Genomic DNA, 21881 nt, shown 5'->3' with positions numbered 1-21881 from the left:
TTATCTATCTTATTCAGAGGATGCATTACTGATTTTCTATTCTACCTTTCCCGCGGGAAGAGTCAATATTTAATGGGGTTGTATGTTATCCGATATAAAATCGGGACTCCTTACAGTCGCATGTTAAAGGTTAAAAGTTAAAGGTTAGGAGAAGAGCTTTACGCGTACTTGAGTTTGCGCAAGAGCCGCTGCCATTCGGAGGTGACGTTTTCCTGCATGAACTTAATTTGCTCTTTGTTGAGGTGCCTGAATCTTCCCTGCATTGATACGTATTCGTTAATCGGCTTGATTTTAAAGTCTGCCGAAGGATAGTTGAGCGTATACTTAGTTCCGTTTTCCACTTCATAGAGCGGGAAAACGCCGCTTTCAACCGCCATCCGCGAGAGCTTCATTGATTGCTCTGACGATGTCTTCCATCCGGGCGGGCAGGGGGAAAGTATGTGCATGAACTTAGTGCCTTTAATGGATTTGGCTTTCTTGTATTTCCGGATAAAATCTTCCGGATAAGCCGGGGAGAGAGTCGCGGCGTAAGGAATCCGGTGCGCGGCCATGATTTCCATCATTTTCTTTTTCTGCTCGCCTTTACTTTCCGGGGTGGTGGTGGTCCAGGCGCCCCAGGGCGTGCCGGAAGAGCGCTGGATGCCGGTATTCATGTATGCCTCGTTATCATAACAGGAATAGATAAAGTCTTCGTTGCGTTCCGCGGCGCCGGAAAGGGCTTGTATCCCGATATCAAACGTTCCGCCGTCGCCTGCCCATGCCATGACGGTAATATCTTTTTTGCCTAAGATGTCTAATGCCGCGCGGACGCCTGAAGATGCCGAGCCGGCGGTTTCAAACGCCGTGTGCATGAGCGGCAGTTTAACCGCTGAATATGGGAAGGGACCGTCTATAATCGACCAGCAACAGGCGGTCAGGACCAAATATGTCTTCTTGCCGAGCGCCTTTAAGGCAAGGCGCATGGAAAGCGAGCCGCCGCAACCGGGGCATGCCAGATGCCCTGAATTCAGGTTTTCTTCTAACGGTATTTCATTTCTCATAACACGAAATCACGAAACTTAATACTCTAAAGCACGAAATAGTTAATATATAAACACGAAATCTCGAAATTTAATACTAATACACGAAAGCACGAAAGCATGCTACACAAAAACACGGATTTATTTTTCGTGTCTTCGTGGTCATTTTCATGTTTTCGTGTCTACTCATTTTCGCAATCCAACCCAAACGATTTCCTCTTTGGGCTTTTTATGGGTTTCGGTATAATCAATAATGCCTTGGATATCCTTTGGGGTAACGTCTCGCCCGCCGATGCCGGTAATGAAGTTGAAGAATTCCGGGTGTTTCTTTTCATTCCCGAAAGCGGCCTTGACTTCCTGGCAGAATATGCCGCCGACCCCGTAGCCGATATTGCGGTCGATAACGGCGACCTTTTTGGCTTTGCCCAAGACGCTGACGACTTCTTTTGCCGGGAAGGGGCGGAACATCCTGATTTTCAATATCCCGACGTTCTTTTTGCCCTGGGCGTGCAATTGGTTTATTACGTAACGGCTGGTCGAGGTAATCGTGCCGGAAGTGACGAGAATAGTATCCGCTTTTTCGCATTTATAGGCTTCGATAATTCCGTAGGAGCGGCCGATGACGCGCTTGAATTCCCGGTCGGCCCATTTGGCAACCGGAATCGTTTTATTCATGGCCTCCTGCATTTTATATTTCAGTTCGAAATTAAAGTCCGGCGTAACCAATCCGCCGAAGGCGCGGGGGTTTTTCAAATCCAGCTTGTCTTTGGGTTTGAACGGCGGAAGGTATTTATCCACCAGTTTGATATCCGGCAAATCGATTACTTCCGAAGTATGCGACAGCACAAAGGCATCCAGGATGACCATGACCGGCAGGTAGACGTTTTCGGCGATTTTGAATCCCTGGATGATGCTGTCGGTTACTTCCTGGGAAGATTCGCAATAGAGCTGTATCCAGCCGGTATCGCGCTGGGAAAGGGTATCGTTCTGGTCGGTCCAGATAGACCAGCCGGGCGCCATGGAGCGGTTGACATCCGCCATGACGATGGGGAGACGTCCGTTAGCCGCCCAGTGTATCATTTCGTGCATCAAGGCGAGTCCCTGTCCGCTGGTAGCGGTGAAGGCGCGCGCTCCGGCAAGAGATGCGCCGATAGAAGCCGCCATGACCGAATGTTCGGATTCCACCTTGATAAACTTGGCTTTGAGTTTTCCCGTGGCGCAGAAATTGGAGAGTAACTCCACGATTTGGGTCTGCGGGGTAATCGGGTATGCGGCGATTACCTGCGCGCGGCTTAACATCGCGCCGTAAGAGACCGCGTGATTTCCGGTGGTTACTTCTTTCATAATAAGGCTAAAAGTCTAAAAGGCTAAGAGCCTAAGAGACTTATTTACTTTTTCTCCTCAACTAATGAAATTACGTTTCTGGGGCATTCCGAGGCGCAGATGCCGCAGCCTTTGCAATAATCGTAATTGAATTCGTACCCGCCTGACTGTCGGGCAGGTTTGCTTTTCTTTTTTATCACTGCCATATCGGGACAGAAGACCCAGCAGTTATCGCAGAAGTTGCAGACTCCGCAGCTGAAACACCGGTCTGATTCGGTTATGGCGTCATTCGGCTTGTAGCCCAGATATACCTCTTTGGTGCTCTTAACCCGCTCTTTAAATTCCAGGTGGGGCATCGAGACGCGCGGGGCGTGTTCGAAATAAGCGGTATTAAGCTGTTCAAACCGGACCGGTTTTATTTCAGGCACTTCCTTGAATGATACTGTGCCGGTTCTTACGTATTTATCAATTGCCTGAGCGGAGCGTTTTCCCGCGCCGATGGCTTCGACAACCGTTTTCGGCCCGGTAACCGTATCGCCCGCCGCGAAGATATTGTTTTGTGCGGTCATTCCCCATTTATCCACGCAGACCAGATTGTCTTTAAGGAGACTGGCCGGGATAAAGCTTGTTTCGGGAGATTCTCCGATGGCTTTTATAATCGTTCCGGTTTTTATGCGGAAGTTGGAGCCTTTAACCGGAATGGGTTTACGGCGTCCGGAGGAATCCGCAGAACCGAGCTTCATTTTTATGCATTCAATCGCGACAACTTTATTGTTTTTGGAGATAACTTTGACCGGAGCGGCCAGAAAGACGAAATCTATTTTTTCCTCTTCGGTATCGCGTATTTCATCCGGGATGGCGGGCATTTCGTTCCTGGTCCGGCGGTAGATAACCTTTGGATGGGCGCCCATCCTTAAAGCGCTCCTCGCCGCGTCCATTGCCGCGTTGCCGCCTCCGATGATAACCACGTCTTTGGATATTTTGGGCTTTTTCCCGGAATTCACCTCATGCAGGAAATCCAGCGCCCCGATGACGCCGCGTGTTTCTTCGCCCGGGATATCGAGCGCTCTTTCCTTATACGCTCCGGTGGCGATAAGGACGGCATGGTATTTATTGGCGAGTTCTTCGATAAAGAGGTTCTTGCCCACGCGCATTCCGGTTTTAACCTTTACGCCCATTTTTATGATGGAATTTATTTCCTTCTGGAGTATATTTTTAGGCAGGCGGTAAGAGGGTATTCCGTATTGGAGCATTCCGCCCAATTGCCTTTCTGCCTCGAATATGGTTGGTTTATAACCCATCTTTGCGAGATGGTAGGCGCAGGATATTCCGGCTGGTCCGCCGCCGATAATGGCGATTTGCTGTTTTCTCTTGGCACCGGTTTTAACCCGCAAATTATGCTTGAGGCCGTAATCGCCTATGATGCGTTCGACATTATGGATACCGATTGATTCGTCATAATCCCCGCGGTTACATTCCACTTCGCACGGGTGGAAGCAGACTCGCCCGCAGACGGCCGGCAGTGGATTATCCTGTTTGAGAAGCTGCCATGCCTCGGCAAACTTATGATTCTTTACGAGATAGAGATAGCCCTGTATTTTTTCACCTGACGGGCAGGCGGCGTTGCAGGGCGGTAGTTTTTCGTTATATTCCGGTTTGTAATTGCGCCAGGAGCCGGTTTTATTAAAGAGCATATTGGACATGGAAATTGCTGTCGGGGGGAGTTGCTTTACTTTTAAAGTGGTCGGAATAACTTTTATTTTGGACATAATAATGCCTCTTTAGTTACGACTAAATTATAAGCTTCCTGGGCGGCTTTGATATTATTTTCCATTTGAATCGGGACTTTTTTCTTAATGGCTTTGCAAATGCTTTCCATGGATACTTTAATCGGCATAAAACGGCTGATATTGGAAAACGCGCCGAGTATGGCCGTATTGACGATAGGGGAAGTCCTCGGCCCCAGGTTGTATTTGATAGCCAGGCTGGTCGCGTCTATGGTTGCCACGCGGAATTTGGAAGGGAACCCAAGTTCTTCCGGTTTGCGGTTGCTGTTGACCAGAATCCAGGCATTGGGTTTTAAGCCCACCGTGACATCAATCGCGTTAAGCAGTGTCGGGTCAAGGACGATGATATGGTCAGGTTCGTATATCTTGCAACGGACCAGGACCTGTGTTTTATCTATGCGAAGATAGGCGGCCACCGGTGCGCCGCGGCGTTCCACTCCGAATTCCGGGAATGTCTGGACCGAATTGTCTTCAAAGAAAAATGCGTTGGCGAGTATTTCCGAGGCAACCACTGCTCCCTGTCCGCCTCGACCGTGGAATCTTATTTCAATCATAATAATCTGTCAGTTTCCTATCGCAAGTCCATATAGTATAAACCAAGTTTATCAAAAGGGTCAAGAAAAATGGTTTTAATTAGTGTTTTTTCTTGTGGTATAGGAAAATATTCTTAGGCTTTTCGGGTTTTAGGAACGAATATTTGAAGATTTCCTAACCACTGAAAATCACATTAAGGTTAGCAGATAGTAATTTTCTTGACGGATTTTGCCCATGGGTATATGATTTTTAAACGTCGGTCAGTGATAATAGAAAAGGATTGCTTATTATGGCATTGACAGGGTTAGATATCTATAAAATGTTGCCCAAGACAAACTGCGGGAAATGCGGAGTGCCCACCTGTCTGGCTTTTGCGATGTCTTTAGCCAGTAAGAAGGCTTCTCTGGATAAATGCCCGGATGTTTCAGCCGAGGCGAAGAATAAATTAGACAGCGCCTCCATGCCGCCCATTCAGTTGGTGACCATAGGAACCGGAGATAATAAGGTTGAAATCGGCAACGAGACGGTCCTTTTCCGGCATGAACAGACATTTTACCATCCGACCGGTTTGGCCGTGGAGATTGCGGATAGCCTTTCGGCTTCAGATATTACGGCGAAGGTTAAAAGTGTCAATGCCCTAGAATTCGACCGGGTTGGCAAGAAGGTTAAATTTGAGCTTATTGCCGTAACAGATAAAAGCAATAATCCGGATAAATTTGCTGAAGCCGCCAAGACGGTTGCGGCGAATTCAAAACTGGCGATTATTTTAGTAAGCACAAATCCGGCGGTGATGGAAGCGGGCGTAAAACTTTGCGAAGACCGGAGACCATTGCTTTACGGGGCAAATGCGGAAAATTACCAGGCAATGGCAGAGCTCGCAAGGAAATATAAATGCCCTTTAGGCGTTAGCGGAAAAAATCTGGATGATTTGGCTGAGTTGACCACGAAGATTACGGCACTGGGCATAAAAGAGTTGGTTATAAATCCGGGAAGCACGGAACTGCCTAAATTACTTTCGGATATTACGCAAATCAGGCGATTGGCTTTAAAGAAAACGTTCCGTCCGCTTGGTTTCCCGATAATTTTATTCGCTCCGGCCGTGGATACATATCAGTCCGTGCTTTTTGCAGGTACTTTTATTGCCAAGTATGCCGGCATTGTGGTCATGCCGGAAGCCTCTTTATGGCAGGGATTGGCTTTGGTTAGCCTCAGGCAGAATATTTATACCGACCCGCAGAAACCGATACAGGTGGAATCTAAGATTTATCCTGTTGGGAATGTCACCGACCAATCCCCGGTTTTGGTGACGACGAATTTCTCGCTTACATATTTTACGGTGCAACCGGAAATCGAGGCAAGTAAAGTACCGACTTATATTGTGGTTGTCAATACAGAAGGCATGTCTGTCCTGACTGCCTTTGCGGCCGATAAGTTTAATGAGAAAATAATTGCAAAGGCGATTGCCGATTACAAGGTTTCCGAAGTGGTAAAACATAAAAAGCTGATTATTCCGGGTTATGTGGCAGTCTTAAGCGGCAAGCTGGAAGCGGAATCAGGTTGGCAGGTAATGGTCGGCCCGAGGGAGGCTTCAGCCATTCCGTCATATTTAAAGAACGTCTGGAAGTAAACACGGAATCACCCCCGAAAGCATTCGGGGTGTTTTCGGGTTATTAGTTTCGTGTTTTAGAGGTATGTTACAAGCCATTATTGCCGATGTTCATTCCAATATAGAAGCCTTTACGGCGGTTCTGGATGACGTTAGAGCCCAGGGTATTACCGAAATAATTTCTCTGGGAGACTTGGTTGGTTACGGGCCGAATCCGGTTGAATGCATCGTTAAATCTCTTGAAAACAATATAATTAATCTTTACGGTAACCATGAATTGGCGCTTTTCAAGGATAAAACCAATTTTAACCCGACGGCGCAAAGGGCGATTAACTGGACTAAGGAAGTTATCAATTACAACAAAAGGCATCCGCAGGTAAAACATTTCTTTGATAGCCTTCAGTATGAATATAAAAGAGATGGTGTTATTTATACGCATGGTTCCCCTCGCGGCGAAATAGATGAATATGTGATTAAGAAGGATGATTTCTTCAACCTGACGCCCGAGGTGAAAGCGTCCCTTAAATATAATTTCGAACTGGTTGAAACTATCGGGTTTGTCGGGCATACTCACATTCCGTATATTTGCACGTCTGATTTTTACCTGGTGCATCCCGAATGGCAGAATTATGAAACGTATCCGTTGTTGTTGGGTACCAAAACGCTGATTAATCCCGGCTCGGTCGGGCAGCCGCGTGACGGTGACCCGAGGGCGTCTTATGCCATTTTCGACGGCACAAACGTGATTCACCGGAGGGTCGTTTATGATATCGAAAAGACGGTTGCCACGATGCAATCGCTGATGACGCTGGATAAATCCTTGTGGATAAGATTAAGAAAAGGCACTTGATTTTGCGCAACTTTTTTGCTATAATGGTGTTTAATATATAGATATGTAAATAGGAGAAAACATATGTTAAAAAGCAAGTGGCTGATATTTACGGCTTTCCTGGCGGCGATGATAATTTGCCCGAACGCGGATGTTTTAGCGGAGGGTAAAAAGAAGCCCGCTCCCGCGCCTAAGAAGGAGCAGAAAAAAGAGGAAATAAAGAAGAAAGTGGAAGAGGTGAAAAAAGAAGCTGAGAAGAAAAAACAGGAACAGCAAAACAACAACAATAATAACAACATTGCTACCGATTCTTCAATAGAGGAAGCGGAAATTAACTGGAAGACAGAGAGGTTTGATGAATCTTTTTCCCTGATGCGTGAAGAGCAAAAGCCTTTGTTCCTGTACTTTTATTTTTCCGATAAAGAACAGTTCCCACCCAATTATGACAATGATATCGTAAGGTATTCTAAGGAAAAAGCTATATTCGCCAGTATCTTTGTAGAGGTTAATAAAAAAGGGGAAATCGTTGATCCCGAAATAAACGAGTTTTATAAAATTAATAAGCTTAAAAAAGGAGGGGTTGCCGTTATATTGGATCAATACGGCAATTTCATGGAGCAAATCCCTGTTCCGCCGACAAACAAAAAAGTGCTGGATGCTTTCGATAAAGTGGCTGATAAAATCGAGGATATTATAGAAGACTTGGATAAAAGGTGGGAGAAAATCGCGAAGCTGAAGGAAAAAGAAAATAAAACTGAATTGATTAAAGAATTAAACGGCGTTATTAAGACTAACCGGCGCGGGTATAAAGGTTTTGTCAATGCGGAAAAAGAGCTAAAAACATTTGAAGATCCGTTGAGGCGCCGTTTTTCCGAGATAGCCAGGAAATACATGGAAAAGGGATGCGTTGATGAAGAAAATCGCAGAGAAACCATTGCAAACCTGCAAAATCTGCTTAAAGATAGCAATGATCTGCCGGTAAAGGGTGACATTGAGAGTGCTGTGGAAAAAGTAAAAAAAGGAGAATCCCTTGAAGTAGAATCAATTAAGGATGTGAAAGAAGGAAAAGAATTAAAAGATAAAAAGACTGAATCCAAAAAAGAGGATGACACGCCTCCTGAAATTGATATAGATGAGCCGGATGAAGAATTAGTTCCGGTTGGAGAAGAATAATTAAATCAGGCATGCTCTCCATGTTTCGATGATAAATCCGGAGAGCTTGAAATTATTTCTATACGGCCATTCCGATAATAGTCGATTCGAACGCAAGTTTGCCGTTTACCACGCCCTGGCTGGCGAATATAATGCGCCGCTGGGAACGCATTTCAAGGCATTTCCCCAGGATAATAAGCTTGTCTCCCGGCACAACCGTATGGCGGAATTTAACGTCATTGACCCCCCCGAACCCTAAAAACCTCTGGTCGTTTTTCCCTTCCGTCATTTTGTAATAAAAGCTGGCTAGCTGGGCAGCCGCTTCTATCATTAACACGCCAGGCATAAGAGGCCGTCCGGGAATATGGCCGCGCACCCAGAATTCATCAGGGCGGCTGTCTTTATAACCGACAATTAATCCTTCCTCAGGCTTGAACAGGAGAATTCCATCTAATAAGCGCATTTCAAACCGGTGAGGGTTGGCTTGTTCGATTACTTTAGAATCAAATACGATTTTAGTTATGTCAAACTGATCTAATCCGATAAGGAAAATAGGCGCCATAGCATCCTCCTTTAGCTCTTTATCTTTTTGTTCAATTCCGTCAACACTTCCGGGGTGACGAATTTTGATATATCAGCGCCCAAGATAGCGGCTTCTTTAAGGAGCCTGGAGCTTATATAAGAAAACTTTTCACAGGTCATGACAAATACGGTTTCGATATCCGGTGCGATTGCCCGGTTAGTCAGCGCCATTTGAAATTCATATTCAAAATCTGACATCGTCCTGATGCCTCTTAATATGATATTTGTTTTTTGTTTACGGACATAATCTATCAAGAGCCCTTCGAACGAATCAACGCGGACGTTTTTATACTTTTTTACGCCGCTTTTTATCATTTTTATACGTTCTTCTTTGGTAAACATAGGCGGTTTTGAAAGGTTATCCGCTACCGCTACAATCAATTCGGAAAAAATCTTGCCCCCTCGTTCAATAACATCAATATGTCCTTTGGTTACAGGGTCAAAAGAACCTGCGTATATTGCTTTGCTCATTTTTAAACCTCCTTATGTTTTTATGATTTCCCCATTCCGTGATAGACAAATCCAAGATTCTTCATATTTTTTGGCTCAAGCATATTTCGCCCGTCTATGATTATCGGGCGCAGCATTTCTTTCTTTATCCGCTTAAAATCGGCTTCTTTGAATTCAGCCCAGTCCGTAGCGATCAAAAGGCAGTGTGTTTCTTTAACCGCTTCGTAAGGCGATGAGCAAAGTTTTATCCGGTTTCTAAGGGAAGGGATTTTAGAAGGCTTTACTTTAGGGTCATACGCCTGTACTTTTGCACCTAGCTTGATAAGCCTGGCAGCGATTGCCACGGCAGGCGATTCGCGGGTATCATCCGTATCGGGCTTAAAAGAAAGCCCCCAAAGCGCGATTTTCTTGCCCTTTAGCAAGCCCAAAGCTTTTTCCGCCTTTGCGACAAACATTTTACGTTGTTCCAAGTTTATTTTTTGTACTTCATGCAAAAGGTCGAATTTATTGCCTAGGCGTTCGGAGATGTGTGCAAAAGCCGCCACATCTTTGGGTAGGCAATATCCGCCGTAACCAAGTCCGGCTTTCAGGAATTCCCGCCCGATCCGTTTATCCAGTCCTATCCCGTATGCTACCTGCGTTACGTCGGCTCCGCTCAATTCGCAGACACGGGCAACCGCGTTGATGTAAGAGATTTTCAACGCCAGGAAAGAATTGGAAGCATGTTTTATAAGCTCAGCGCTGGCCAAATCCGTCACGATTATCGGTGCCTTAAAGCGGGCATATAGCCTTCTCATTACGCGTTCGGCTTTTTTGGATTCCACGCCGATGATAATTCTGTCCGGATAAAGAGTTGTTTTCAATGCCTTTCCTTCCTGCAGGAATTCCGGGTTTGAAACGATATCAAAATCAGCTCCGCCTGAATATTTCTTTATCAGGCGTTTCATTCTTTCGCCGGTCCGGACCGGGACGGTGCTTTTTTCCACGATAACCCGGTAATCCTTCAATGACCGGGCAATTCCACGGCATACATTTTCTATATAAGAAAGGTCTGCTGAGCCGTCATCACCCAAAGGAGTGCCTACGGCGATAAACAGCACCTCGGCATGTTTGACGCCTTCTTTGACCGAAGTGGAAAACGAAATGCATTTTTTACGCATGCTGTCCTTAAGCATCTTATCCAGCCCTGGTTCATAAAAAGGGACGATGCCTTTTTTTAGGATGGATATTTTTTCTTTGTCATTATCTACGCAAAGCACCTGGTATCCTTTTCGGGCAAAGCATAATCCGGTTACGAGGCCGACATGTCCGCTTCCGATAATCGTTAGTTTCATAAATTGTCCTTTGATGATAAAAATGGTTTAATAAGAAAATCCTATCTTCCGCTTGAACAACCCTTTCGGGCTTATATTAACATAAAATAGAAACTCGTCTTTTCCCGTATCCCTGACTATCCCGAATTCCAATAAAAACTCATGCAAATCGCGCTGGAGGTTATACGATATTGCACTGAATTTATTTAATTCGAAATCGTACTGTTCGGAGATTTTAAGCCACCATTTATCAATCGGGCTACAGGATAGGGAAAAACCGACCGTGTTCGCTTGGTCGCGTAGGTAATGGTGGAAAAACCCCAGGTTCCATTCCGGATAAGGGGTGATGTTTAATGTGCTGTTCATTACCTCAATTAGTTTTTTATAAGTGTTATATTCAGCATCTGAATTTACGGAAAATATAGCCCTGGGGGTCAAGGTTAAATCCATGTTGATATTTGAAAGATGCCGTTTGGGAAAAACCGGTAAGGTTGCGGTTGGGTTTTCTGGAGATAAGGTAATCCAGTTCATTGGGTAAAGGTAATTTGAACTTTTTTCGCCCACCGTATCCCTTCCGGGTCTCGGGTAATATTCCGCGGCTAACCCGAGTTCCATAAACTGGAAATATCTTTCTTCGCATCTGGTTTCAAACCTATTTCTAATTTCCAGATAATACTCAGAAAAATAATCCAGCTTATCCGTATTATCGTATTGAATCAGTTCCGCGGGTTTGCTAGTTACGACCATATTATTACTATATCGGATGTCAAGCGACAGCAAATGATGTATTTTGTCTATGCCGAATTTAGGAGCCTCAGTGTTAAAAAAACGATGAAACTGGCTAAAAGTCCTTATTCCTTGAGAACCGATAAAGCGGTCTTTGTATCCTTCCTCCAGGGAGCCGTTTTCGTAAGTGGTGAATCTTCCCGAAGCAAAAGGCGTAAAATTGACAGACCTCAGCCCGAAAGAGGTTGATAATTCATTAAGGCTATCAAACCTGATTAGGCGAAGTATATTTGAACGAGGGTCGATCTCATCGAACCTGCGCCTGATATTTGATAATTCATTAAAGGAAGAAAAATAAAGTGGCAGGAAAACATCCTTAGATATTTTAAAAACTTGCGCTTTTATTTGGGGTAGATATTCGGTTTGTGTTTGAAAATCATTTATGCGCGGGCGTTCCAGGAATGTCAGCCCGGTGTTTTCTTTTGTCCAGCGCAGGTATGCGTAAGTTTCCTGTTCTTTATCCTCCCTGGCTTCTTGCTCGAAATATTCCAAGAGGACATTGCGGTCGCTCATGCCTGAATATTCCACATCGTATCTTAAATCGGAAATACCAAGGAAATTGTAATGCCGGTTAAAAACCTTAACGCGCCACCGCTTTTCCTCTTCCATGGGCAGGAACTGGCGATCATAGTCGTTATCTGGGTCAGGCCCTTTATCCCTTATATAAAACCCGCCAACTTTCCCGTAGTAATTATTCCATCTGTATTCAAGCTCCGGCTTCCAGGCCATTCCGCGCTTCCTGTAATAATCGTTTTCAAGCGATAAATCTCCCCAGCGTTTAGGTACGTAAAAACCGTTTTTATCCTTGACAGGTTCCCCGTTTTCATCACACTTATATTTGTTTATATTGACTCCCAGTTCGACAATGGTCGTGAATCCGAAACGGGTGTTGCGCTCCCCGCGGAGCGAGCGGATAAGCGGATCGTTGCCGATTATTTTATACATATAGGGAACGTAAAGAAACGGGATGCCTTCGTATCTTGGGATTATGTGATACAAGCTTATGGTTTTATCCGTGCCCACCTTAGTAAAAACCACTTTCCAGGCAAATAAATCATAATGCGGCTTGCCGTGCGGGCAGGTGGTTACGGATGCTTTATAAGCCTTAAAGACATTTGGGGTTGTCTGGATGATTTCGGCAGCGCGTATTACCAACGGAAGGCTGTTGGATGAAACGTTTCCATTTTCATCGGTCAAGACTGTACGCCATTCGATATTCTTTATGATGCCCTGTCCGTTTTTAAGATTGTAATAAGCCCGCTCCGCGTGGATGGTGTCTTTTTCCATGGTTATATGGATATTTCCTTCGCAGTAGATTTCATCAAAAGGAAATTCGGCCTTTTCCTCAGCCTTGCCGTATCGCCAGGCAATCAGGTAATCCGCCTTGATAGTCCGGTCAGGCAGGTATGCAAAGACATCCTCAAAGGCGACGATGAATGGTTCTTCCTTGATAATCGTGACTTTTTTGTAGTTGATGTAGGCGCTTAATTCGTTTTCCTTGGGTGCCTTCCCGTTTTCGGGGGGTTTTTCCTGGGCAATGGCAAGAAGGGGAGACAGCAGAAAATAGATAGCAGTAAGTAAAAGATAATATATTTTACGGCGCATCGTTAAGCTTTACATTAAAGTAGCCGGTATTTTTTATTACCCCCGACAGGACTCGAACCTGTATCACTGGCTCCGGAGGCCAGTGCTCTATCCAATTGAGCTACGGGAGCATTTCGAAAATGAGGGCATCCGTTACGGGCACACACCTCGAAACCGGTTTTAGTTAAGTAGTATTATCTTGAAAATAGTCCAAAGTCAATATAAAACCGCCTGTGTTTAGGGCATGGAAGGGTAAATATTAGGGAATTAGAGAGGTAATTATTAACTCTATTAGATATATGTCAAAACCTGGTTTTTGCCTTTTCTCTTGGCCTGGTAAAGGGCTTCATCCGCCTGGACAATCAGGGCGTTGCCGTTATCCGCGGAATTTGGATAGGTGGTAATCCCTACGCTTATAGTGAGATGACCGCGCTCGTTGTCCGTAGTATCTATGAACGGAAAACTTGCCACGGCATTCTTGATTTTCTCTCCGATTCCTTGGACAATGGAAGTTTCTGTTTCCGGCAAAATCACCATGAACTCTTCTCCGCCGTACCTGCCTGCCACGTCCATAATGCGGATATTATGCAGGATTGTTTCCGCCACTTTTTTCAATGCATGATCGCCGTTTAAATGTCCGTATTTATCGTTGAACTCCTTAAAGTTATCGAGGTCGATCATCATTACGGACAAAGAATGCTTGAATTTCCTGGCGCGGGCGAATTCCTGCCCTAAACGTTCTTTAATATAAGTCTGGTTGAATAAATCGGTCAAGCCGTCTTTCAAAGCCAGTTGGCTAAGTTTCCTGTTTGCCTCGCTCAGTTCAATGGCATATTTATTTACTTCTGCCATTTTCTTCTGCAGTTCGCCGACCAGGCTGGTAAAATAGTGGGAAATCTTTTCCGTTTCGTCATCCGTAACCAGCCGGATATCCGTTGGGTTTTCGGCGGACGTCCCTTTCATGAATATTTCCGTCCTATGGGTAAGGTTTTCCAGCGAGCGCACCGAGCGGTACATGAGCAAGATTCCGGCAAAGGACATAAGAAGTATTCCGCCTACCCCGATGGTAAGGGTCAGGAAAAGATTATCGGATTTAAAGATAACCTTCAGTTCTGGAAATAGGAGCTGTAGTATGATGAAAAGCAGGAACAGGACCGGGATAATAGTCATCACCGCATACATTATGCTCAGTTTGTATTTTAAACGCTGGTTGTTAATTGATCCTTTTGACATGATACTCATTTCAACATTTTAACCTGGTTTTTGCAAGAAAATCATTACGTAACAACTTTAATATGATTTTCTGTGGTTAGGAAAGTTTCATGTTCTGGTTTTGCCTAAAATACAATTTCGAATTCTTTGCTATACCACAAGAAATAATATTGTTCTGGCATGGTTTTAGAAGAGCGGTGTATAGTGATTACGAATATCAAATAAAGCTGTGGAGTTTTATTTAGAAATCAGGGAAAGTTTTGCTATAACCCGGTTTTTCAATGAGATTAGGTCAAAAGGCTTTCTGAAATAATCGATCAAACCATGTTTGGCGGTTTTTTCTATGACATCATCGTTGATTGAGCTTGATATTACAATAATCGGCATATCCGGTTTTGAAGCTTTTATCTTGCTGATTAGTTCCGTTCCTGTTAGTTGTGGCATAGAGATATCGGTTATCATCAAATCTATACGGTTGTTTTTCCCGTATTCAAGCGCCTCTTGTGGGCTATTAAAAACGTTCACTTCCCATTTGTTGTTAACCAGCGAACGTTTCAAGAGTGCGCAAATCGCCGGGTCGTCATCCACCACCATGATCACCGGTTTTGAATAAATCATCCTTATAGAATCGTCAAAAAACCGATACCCATAGAGGTGAAAATGCCGTTTTATGCAATATTTCCCTGGAGGAGTTCTAATCTGGCAGGAATAAAGCTATGATTTTATGGTTTCTTTAATCATCTTTAAAAGCTCCGGGGTGGTATATGGCTTCTGGATGAACTGAAGCCCTTTTTCCTCGATAACCGGCCATTGCGATTTCTCATCCGCGTAACCGCTGCTCAAGATGATGTTTAAAGCAGGTTTAATAGCAAGAAAATCAAGAACCATTTGGACGCCGTTTTTATCCGGTAGGACAATATCGCTGAAAACGAGGTCAAAATCACCTTTCTCGCGGTTGAATATATCCAGCGCTTCCCCGGCGGTTTTCGCCTTGAAGACCTGATAGTTGTTATTGGTAAGGGTTCGTAAGATAAATTCACGCACGCCTTCCTCGTCTTCCACCAGCAGAATACGTTTACTTTGATTTTGTTTATCCATCCCAACACTGTGTTGTGCGGTTGGGGCATGTGAGCTGGTTTTATCCATTCCGGTAGCCGGTTCTTCTCCTTTTTCCGCGGCCACCGGCAAATAAATATTAAAAATCGTTCCCTTGCCTTGTTCGCTGTAGATGTTTACCCAACCCTTATGTTGTTTGACGATGCCGTAAACGGTTGCCAATCCCAATCCCGTACCTTTACCGTATTCTTTGGTCGTAAAAAACGGTTCAAAGGCATGTTCTATCGTTTCTTTACTCATTCCAACGCCCGTATCCTGGATGGAGAGCCTGACGAATTCGCCTGACCGGCTTTCCGGAATCACCTTAATGCTATCCTCGTCCAGCCGGATATTTTCTGTTTTAATGGAAAGTGTTCCGCCTTCAGGCATGGCATCGCGCGCGTTGACTACCATATTGATGATTACCTGTTCCATTTGGGTCGGGTCGGCGCTGATATCTTTAAGGTCTTCTTCCATAATGGTAACCAGTTTGATATTCTCGCTAATAATCCGTTTAAGCATTTTCCCCGTATCCATAATCAGAGTGTTTAAATTTATTATCTTGGAACGAATCATCTGCTTACGGCTGAAGGACAGGAGTTGCTGGGTGAGCATGGTCGCCTTTTCTGAAGCCTTCAGGATTTCTTCCATATCGCCTTTTATCGGGTCGTTTTCCTTAAGATTATCCATGGAAAGCGAACAGTAACCGTTAATCACCGCCAAAATATTGTTGAAATCATGGGCGATCCCCCCGGCCAGCCGGCCGACGGCTTCCATTTTCTGCGATTGCATCAACTGCTCTTCGAGCTTCCTTTGCTGGGTGATATCGCGAATGACTCCCATGTAATTGACCTTGCCATCTGGGGATTCAATAATCTTGCCGATTTCTTCCGCATAAACGAACGAATTGTCCTTTTTAAGCAGTCGGAAATTCACCGGGAACATCTCTCCGGTCCGGAAAGCCTTTTGTAAATCATCCAGCACCCTTTTAACATCTTCCGGATGAATGAAGTAGGAAATCGGCTTGCCAATGATTTCCTCCGGTTTATACCCTAAAGAAGCGCATTGTGAACTGACAAAGGTAACCTCGCCTTCGATATTAGTCGAATAAATTATATCCACGGTATTTTCAATAATGGTGCGGTATTTTTCCTCGCTGAGTTTCAGCGATTCTTCCGTAGTTTTACGTTCGGTGATATCATATAATTGGCAGATAAAATGGAGCGGGTTATTATTACTATCGCGCACTAGCGCGACGTTTAATTGGCCCCAGATGAGTTGTCCATCCTTATGGACGTACCGCCGTTCCGCCATATAAGAACCAATAGTCCCATCCAAAAGTTTGGCAATATTTTCCATGGCTCTAAAAGAATCATCCTTATATGTTATATCCGCGAAGGTTTTAGCCATAAGCTCCTCTTTGGTATACCCGAGTATCCGGCAGGCGGCCGGGTTGACCAAAACGAACTGGGCGTTAAGGTCGGTCATAATCATCCCGACCGATGAGGATTCAAAGAAGCCCCGGAAACGCGCCTCGCTTTCATTCATTACTTTTTCCATCTTCTTACGCTCTGTGATGTCGACACTTACTTGGGCGACCAGCCATTCACCATTTTTATCCTGGTATGGGATGCTTGTAACGAGGGTAGGCATGCCAGTCCCGTCGTTTAATCCGCCTTCGATAACTAAAATCTGCTTGGTTTCAAATGCCTTAGGGGCGTTACAGGTAGTGCAGGGTTCTTTACGGTGCATGACGTAATCATAGCATTTCCGCCCGGCCCAGTTTCCTAATATCTTGGACCATTCCGGATCGACATAGCGCAGATTGAATTGACTGTCAATAATATCCAATCTTGTCTTTGCGGCTCCGAGAATGAATTCAATCTGGCGTTGGCTTTCAAGCAGGGCGTTTTCCGCCTTCTTGCGGGCGGTAATATCCATAGTTATCTGCGCAAGAAGCCATTTGCCGTTTTTATCCTGGTAAGGAATACCTGTTATAAGCACATATTTATCAGGATTATTAGCCGCCGGGCTTTCTAAAATGAAAGGTTTCTTGGATTCAAATGTTTCAAGGGCTTCGCAATGAGGGCAGAGGTCAGTGCGTCCCCAGTAATATTCGTAGCATTTGCGCCCCTGCCAACCACCTGCTTTCTTGAGCCATTCTGAATCGACATAATGGAGGTTGAATTGTTCGTCAATTATATCTATTTCTATATTTGCCGTCCTGAGGACCATCTGAAGCTGGCCTTGGCTTTCAAGCAGGGCGTTTTCCATCTTTTTGCGCTCGGTGATATCCACGTTTACCTGTGCCAGGAGCCATTCGCCGTTTTTATTTTGGTAGGGTATGCTTGTGACATGGGTGTATATGTTATTGTTGTGAGCCAACGAATCTTCTCTAGTTAAAATCTGCTTGGTTTCAAATGCCTTAGGGGCATCGCAATTAGAGCAAGGTTTACTGCGGTTCATATAATATTCGTAGCATTTTCGCCCTTTCCAGTCGCCGGTTCTCTTGGCACAACCCGGGTCGACATAATGCAGGTTAAATTCTCTGTCAATGATGTCCAGTTCTGTTTTTGCGGCTCCTATAATGAACTCAATCTGGCGTTGGCTTTCGCGTAACGTTTCCTCTGTCTGCTTGAGTCTGGTGATATCCATATCCACTCCGGATATGATTTCTCCATCCAATATTCCGTTTATAAGTATATTCCTAGTTTTTCCGGTTTTGGTAAGCAATTCAGCTTCAAAGTTATTAATCTGCCCGTCTTTTTTAAGTGCTTTAATAAAACGTTTCCTGTTTTCCGGATTTTTATAGATCGATATCACTTTGACCCGTTTCAGTTCTTCCGCCGAATCATATTCGAGCATCTTGGCAAACGCCTCGTTGACATAAATAAAATTCCCATCTAGGGTGCTTTGGTAGCTGCCGACATAGGGTGTGTTTTCCAGTATTCCTTCGGTTTTCTTTTGTTCCTTGCGGTGGGTAGCGCTTTCTTCGGAAAGGTAGCTGGCAAAGATGGCGACTCCGAAAAAGAAAAGGGGACGGGTTAGAAACTCCGTCAGGACAAAATCACCTTGCTCGAAAGAGATGAACAGGTAAAAAGCGCTTATCAAGAATGTGATGATAAAAGCCATACGGACGCTTTTGGAAATGGCGGCAATGGCAATCACGGAAAAATAGGTAATAAAAAGCAGGGTGGATTTTACGGAAAGGAAGTAAATTATCAGCCCGATTAAGACTGCATCGAAAATAAAAATCCAGCCCAATATGCGCTGTAGGAGAAAGTGTGTTTGCCGCTCGAAGATGTATACCAATTCAGATAGGCCGAATAACAGTGTAATTACCCAGAAAGCAACCGGCAGGTTCTTTAATCCCCGTTCCTGCAGGAGAATCAGGTAAATGATGGCGAAAACGATAAGCCTTAAGGCAACGATTACGTTTTTCCGGGTATTTAATAGAAACGGCTTATTCGGATTGGTTATTATCTTGTCGTACATAAGTGTTCGTCATAATTATACCAAATCCGCTGAAAAGTTAATAGTAAATCTTTATTATTTTAAACGGTTTATCTACCGCATTATCCGGATTACGTTTTTCCTATGGCTTATGGATTTTTTACGGGTTTACCGATTGGATATCTAACGCAATAATCCGGCTTACCTCGCCTAATAGCTGTTTGATTGAGTAGGGCTTATAAATAAATCCGGCTGAGCCGGCATTGAGGATTTCCTGGTTCTGTTCACTGCCGCTGTATCCGGTTGAAACCAGTACTTTCACCTTTGGGTATAATGCTTTTAGCCTTTTGAGTGTTTCCAGCCCGCTCCAACCAGGCATAATCAGGTCGAGAATGACCAGGCTTATTTTATCTTTATTCTGTTCGTACGCTTCCAGCCCTTTTTGGCCGTCTGATGCGGTTAATACCTGATAGCCGAATCTTTCCAATACTCTTTTTACCATTTCCCTGACTTCCGGTTCGTCATCTATTACCAAAATTGTTCCTTGCACTTTCCGGATCTCCGCTTCTGTCTTAATAGACTGTGCAGGCATTGTAACCGTTTTAGAAGTTGGGAGGTAGACATCAAAGCGTGAGCCTTTGCCTTGCTCGCTAAAGACAGTGATTATTCCTTTGTGCTCTTTGACAATGCCGTAAGTTACGGCAAGCCCTAAGCCAATGCCTTTGCCGCTTTTCTTGGTTGTGTAAAAAGGTTCGAAAATACGGCTCACTTGTGTTTTATCCATGCCGATGCCATCGTCGGAAATGGAGCAAAATACGTATCTGCCTGCCTTGGCGTCTGGATTGCCACGGAGCTCGGCCTCGGAAAATTCCCTGGTGCCGGTTTCAATATACAACCTGCCGCCGTCTTTGGGTATCATCGCTTCCTTGGCATTGAGGCAGATATTTAGGATGACCTGGTATAATTGGGATGCATCGGCTTCTATAAAAGGCAGGCTTGATTCCAGCTTGACCTCGATATGAATCATCTTTTCCACGGTGCGTTCCAATAAATCCACCACTTCCCTAACCACTTTATTCAGGCTTACCGGAGCGGTTTTTATTTTACCGCGGCGCGCGAAACTAAGGAGTTTCTGTGTTAATTGCGAGCCTTTCTGCGCCAGGGATTCGATGTTTTCGATTATTTTATAACGGTCGCTTCCCGGGGTAAGTTCCATTTTGACCAGTTCCGCATTGCCCAAAATGGCAAAGAGGATGTTGTTGAAATCATGCGCGATTCCGCCGCTTAAGCTTCCCATCGCTGCCATTTTGCTCGATTGCTGCAGTCCTTCAGTTGCCTCTTTAAGTTCCTTGGTCTTTTCATCCACTTTCTGTTCCATGATAGTCTTGTATTCCGTTATCTGGCGGTCAAATACTTTTAGGTTTTCTGACATCTCATTCAAAATATCTGCCAGGGCGCTTAACTCATCCTTATCTTTTAACTTAAGTTTCCCTTCCGCCTCGCTCGGAAGGGCTTTAAGCCCGGTTGAGATTAATTTCTTAATCGGGGAGGCAACCGATGAATGAACCAGGTAAAAAACCAGGGCCGCGGATAAAACCAGGAGAATGAGTATCAAAAATAGGGCAGTTATTTTTAGGGAGTTGACATGCTGGTTTAAATCGGTTAGGGAATATGTAATCATGACTTTGCCGATTACCTTTCCGGGGGCGGTTCCCACCTGCGCGGTAACCTGCGCAGCCGGCCCGGTAATATTCTTTTCCGCCAGCGCCAATATTGAGCCTTGCTCATTGGTGATATGGACCACCGTAATATCTTTTGGCTTGATGGCCTTTTCGGCTAACTCGAATAGTTTTTGGGTATTGTTGTTTGAAATGTATTGTTCGCTGTCTTTGGCCATATCACCGGCCAGTTCGGACATTCTCCCGTTGATTTTATCTTCCAGTACGTTTGCTTCATGCTGAATGAAGAACCAGCCCAGAAATGATAGAGTAGCCGTTAAAACGGCAAAGAAGGCTAAAGCAATTTTGAGAGAAATATGTATTCGCATTTCTCCGCCAAATCCCGCAAGGTTAGCTATGCTTATTAAAGCTTATTTAAAGTTTCTTGCAAGCTTTTTTTTATGATTTTGGCAATATTATTATTGGCGGCAGCTTTGGTAAAACTTGGGCAAGGCGTAAAACCAGTAAGGGCTTGGCATCCTTCGGTAATAAAATTTATGGTTCGTGATTCCCGCTTAAGGCTGGCGCCGGATTTTCCGATTAATATATTAAAGCTTGTTAAAATCACCAAGAGAAATCTAACTATGCGTAAACAGGGCAGTAGCATTCCACCCAGGTTTTCCAACCTCTACCAATTCATTCGCCTGATATTAGGCAATAAGATTACCGACCGGCGAATTGCCCAGCGCTGGAATATAGATGTCAAAAACTTCCATGATTTAAAGTTCAGCAAACATTCGATACCGCGGGTGGAACGCCTTTTAAGCCTGGCCAATGTATTGGAAATAGATGACCATCTGGTTTACGAAGTCGCAAAAGGCGCGTCTGCCCAGCGGGTTTATTATCTGGTAAAGAAGGCTCGCTTGAAAGGGAAAGGCAACCTTACCATCGCTAAATGGCCCAAGGTTTATAAAATCATGTCGGAATCCGAACGGCGTTATAAAAAACTATTCGCTCACGCCGGCGATGCCATCCTGGTGGCTGATATCAAAACCGGCAACTTTATTGATTGCAACAAAAAAGCGGAGGAATTGACCGGGTATTCATCCGATAAACTCATAGGACGGCATCTTAGCTTGTTATATCCCCAATGGCGCCATCAAGAGCTTATGAAGCGTTTCCGCAGGCGTGCCCGCCATGTAGAGTATGTTAAACACAGCATTTCTAATTTGCTCCGGAAAGACAAGCGTTTTATTCCGGCACACCTCACCACGAATATCATAAAACTGGACGGCCGCCCGGTCATCCAGGGGATTTTTCGTGATGCGAGCCGGCTGAAGCTGAAAAACCAACCTGCCTATGGAAAGTTTCTGGATGCGGCCGCTCCGACAACAAATCCATAAAATCAGCCAATCCGCGCAATCCTGAATTTGCTTCCGGGTTAGATTGATTTATCCCGTGCACAAAAGAAAATCTCTTTGAATCTTGGATTTTTCCG

16 protein-coding genes and 1 tRNA gene are annotated in these 21881 nt (G+C 44.7%); 4 read left to right on the top strand and 13 right to left on the bottom strand.

Annotated elements, in window-relative coordinates:
* Window positions 1-158: 158 nt before the first annotated feature.
* The 4 genes from HY811_08485 to HY811_08470 form a co-directional block, all read right to left on the bottom strand.
* Window positions 159-1040, bottom strand: a complete 882-nt coding sequence (locus HY811_08485) for a 3-methyl-2-oxobutanoate dehydrogenase subunit beta (GenBank protein MBI4834837.1) — start codon at window positions 1038-1040, stop codon at window positions 159-161.
* A 165-nt stretch (window positions 1041-1205) separates the two neighbouring features.
* A complete protein-coding gene (gene porA, locus HY811_08480; protein ID MBI4834836.1) occupies window positions 1206-2363 on the bottom strand; it encodes a pyruvate ferredoxin oxidoreductase in 1158 nt (385 codons plus the stop codon).
* A gap of 44 nt (window positions 2364-2407) precedes the next feature.
* A complete protein-coding gene (locus HY811_08475; GenBank protein MBI4834835.1) occupies window positions 2408-4111 on the bottom strand; it encodes an FAD-dependent oxidoreductase in 1704 nt (567 codons plus the stop codon).
* Window positions 4099-4683, bottom strand: a complete 585-nt coding sequence (locus HY811_08470; protein MBI4834834.1) for a 2-oxoacid:acceptor oxidoreductase family protein — start codon at window positions 4681-4683, stop codon at window positions 4099-4101. The genes HY811_08475 and HY811_08470 overlap by 13 nt, the downstream gene beginning before the upstream one ends.
* A 269-nt stretch (window positions 4684-4952) precedes the next feature.
* Here HY811_08470 and HY811_08465 point away from each other — a divergent pair, with 269 nt between their 5' ends.
* The 3 genes from HY811_08465 to HY811_08455 all read left to right on the top strand — a co-directional run bounded on the left by HY811_08465 (window position 4953) and on the right by HY811_08455 (window position 8271).
* On the top strand, window positions 4953-6290 hold the full coding sequence (locus tag HY811_08465) for an acetyl-CoA decarbonylase/synthase complex subunit gamma (protein ID MBI4834833.1): 1338 nt from the start codon (window positions 4953-4955) through the stop codon (window positions 6288-6290).
* 64 nt (window positions 6291-6354) lie between these two features.
* Window positions 6355-7119: a metallophosphoesterase family protein gene (locus HY811_08460; GenBank protein MBI4834832.1), complete on the top strand. Its 765-nt coding sequence runs from the start codon at window positions 6355-6357 to the stop codon at window positions 7117-7119.
* Window positions 7120-7182: 63 nt separating this feature from the next.
* Entirely contained in the window at window positions 7183-8271 is a 1089-nt protein-coding gene (locus HY811_08455) for a hypothetical protein (protein MBI4834831.1), read from the top strand.
* A gap of 58 nt (window positions 8272-8329) precedes the next feature.
* Here HY811_08455 and HY811_08450 read toward each other — a convergent pair whose 3' ends face one another.
* The 9 genes from HY811_08450 to HY811_08410 form a co-directional block, all read right to left on the bottom strand.
* Window positions 8330-8812, bottom strand: coding sequence for a beta-hydroxyacyl-ACP dehydratase (locus HY811_08450; GenBank protein ID MBI4834830.1), 483 nt, complete (start codon window positions 8810-8812; stop codon window positions 8330-8332).
* A gap of 11 nt (window positions 8813-8823) precedes the next feature.
* On the bottom strand, window positions 8824-9303 hold the full coding sequence (gene coaD / locus HY811_08445) for a pantetheine-phosphate adenylyltransferase (GenBank protein ID MBI4834829.1): 480 nt from the start codon (window positions 9301-9303) through the stop codon (window positions 8824-8826).
* 20 nt (window positions 9304-9323) lie between these two features.
* Window positions 9324-10616, bottom strand: coding sequence for a UDP-glucose/GDP-mannose dehydrogenase family protein (locus tag HY811_08440; GenBank protein MBI4834828.1), 1293 nt, complete (start codon window positions 10614-10616; stop codon window positions 9324-9326).
* 27 nt (window positions 10617-10643) lie between these two features.
* Window positions 10644-12986 carry an LPS-assembly protein LptD gene (locus tag HY811_08435; GenBank protein MBI4834827.1) on the bottom strand — a complete coding sequence of 781 codons (2343 nt, stop codon included), beginning with the start codon at window positions 12984-12986 and terminating at the stop codon, window positions 10644-10646.
* Window positions 12987-13023: 37 nt separating this feature from the next.
* Window positions 13024-13096: transfer RNA gene (locus tag HY811_08430), tRNA-Arg, on the bottom strand.
* A 160-nt stretch (window positions 13097-13256) separates the two neighbouring features.
* A complete protein-coding gene (locus HY811_08425) occupies window positions 13257-14198 on the bottom strand; it encodes a GGDEF domain-containing protein (GenBank protein ID MBI4834826.1) in 942 nt (313 codons plus the stop codon).
* A 216-nt stretch (window positions 14199-14414) separates the two neighbouring features.
* Window positions 14415-14795 (bottom strand): response regulator, encoded by a 381-nt coding sequence (locus HY811_08420; GenBank protein MBI4834825.1) that lies wholly within the window; start codon window positions 14793-14795, stop codon window positions 14415-14417.
* 96 nt (window positions 14796-14891) lie between these two features.
* Window positions 14892-18767, bottom strand: a complete 3876-nt coding sequence (locus tag HY811_08415) for a PAS domain S-box protein (protein MBI4834824.1) — start codon at window positions 18765-18767, stop codon at window positions 14892-14894.
* A 118-nt stretch (window positions 18768-18885) separates the two neighbouring features.
* Window positions 18886-20772 (bottom strand): response regulator, encoded by a 1887-nt coding sequence (locus tag HY811_08410; GenBank protein MBI4834823.1) that lies wholly within the window; start codon window positions 20770-20772, stop codon window positions 18886-18888.
* Window positions 20773-20844: 72 nt separating this feature from the next.
* Between HY811_08410 and HY811_08405 the strand changes: the two genes are divergently transcribed.
* Entirely contained in the window at window positions 20845-21786 is a 942-nt protein-coding gene (locus HY811_08405) for a PAS domain S-box protein (GenBank protein ID MBI4834822.1), read from the top strand.
* Window positions 21787-21881: the final 95 nt, after the last annotated feature.

This window comes from Planctomycetota bacterium, from assembly GCA_016207825.1.
GTDB lineage: Bacteria > Planctomycetota > MHYJ01 > JACQXL01 > JACQZI01 > JACQZI01.
The sequence above is the reverse complement of the archived record's forward strand: the minus strand, read 5'-3'. Positions and strand labels throughout refer to the sequence as shown.

Bases quoted from the DNA above. Each gene is read 5' to 3' on its own strand.
- HY811_08435 (MBI4834827.1), bottom strand. From the start codon at position 12,986: ATGCGCCGTAAAATATATTATCTTTTACTTACTGCTATCTATTTTCTG.
- HY811_08440 (MBI4834828.1), bottom strand. From the start codon at position 10,616: ATGAAACTAACGATTATCGGAAGCGGACATGTCGGCCTCGTAACCGGA.
- HY811_08475 (MBI4834835.1), bottom strand. From the start codon at position 4,111: ATGTCCAAAATAAAAGTTATTCCGACCACTTTAAAAGTAAAGCAACTC.
- HY811_08450 (MBI4834830.1), bottom strand. From the start codon at position 8,812: ATGGCGCCTATTTTCCTTATCGGATTAGATCAGTTTGACATAACTAAA.
- HY811_08420 (MBI4834825.1), bottom strand. From the start codon at position 14,795: ATGATTTATTCAAAACCGGTGATCATGGTGGTGGATGACGACCCGGCG.
- HY811_08485 (MBI4834837.1), bottom strand. From the start codon at position 1,040: ATGAGAAATGAAATACCGTTAGAAGAAAACCTGAATTCAGGGCATCTG.
- HY811_08460 (MBI4834832.1), top strand. From the start codon at position 6,355: ATGTTACAAGCCATTATTGCCGATGTTCATTCCAATATAGAAGCCTTT.
- coaD (MBI4834829.1), bottom strand. From the start codon at position 9,303: ATGAGCAAAGCAATATACGCAGGTTCTTTTGACCCTGTAACCAAAGGA.
- HY811_08425 (MBI4834826.1), bottom strand. From the start codon at position 14,198: ATGTCAAAAGGATCAATTAACAACCAGCGTTTAAAATACAAACTGAGC.
- HY811_08465 (MBI4834833.1), top strand. From the start codon at position 4,953: ATGGCATTGACAGGGTTAGATATCTATAAAATGTTGCCCAAGACAAAC.
- porA (MBI4834836.1), bottom strand. From the start codon at position 2,363: ATGAAAGAAGTAACCACCGGAAATCACGCGGTCTCTTACGGCGCGATG.
- HY811_08470 (MBI4834834.1), bottom strand. From the start codon at position 4,683: ATGATTGAAATAAGATTCCACGGTCGAGGCGGACAGGGAGCAGTGGTT.
- HY811_08405 (MBI4834822.1), top strand. From the start codon at position 20,845: ATGATTTTGGCAATATTATTATTGGCGGCAGCTTTGGTAAAACTTGGG.
- HY811_08410 (MBI4834823.1), bottom strand. From the start codon at position 20,772: ATGCGAATACATATTTCTCTCAAAATTGCTTTAGCCTTCTTTGCCGTT.
- HY811_08455 (MBI4834831.1), top strand. From the start codon at position 7,183: ATGTTAAAAAGCAAGTGGCTGATATTTACGGCTTTCCTGGCGGCGATG.
- HY811_08415 (MBI4834824.1), bottom strand. From the start codon at position 18,767: ATGTACGACAAGATAATAACCAATCCGAATAAGCCGTTTCTATTAAAT.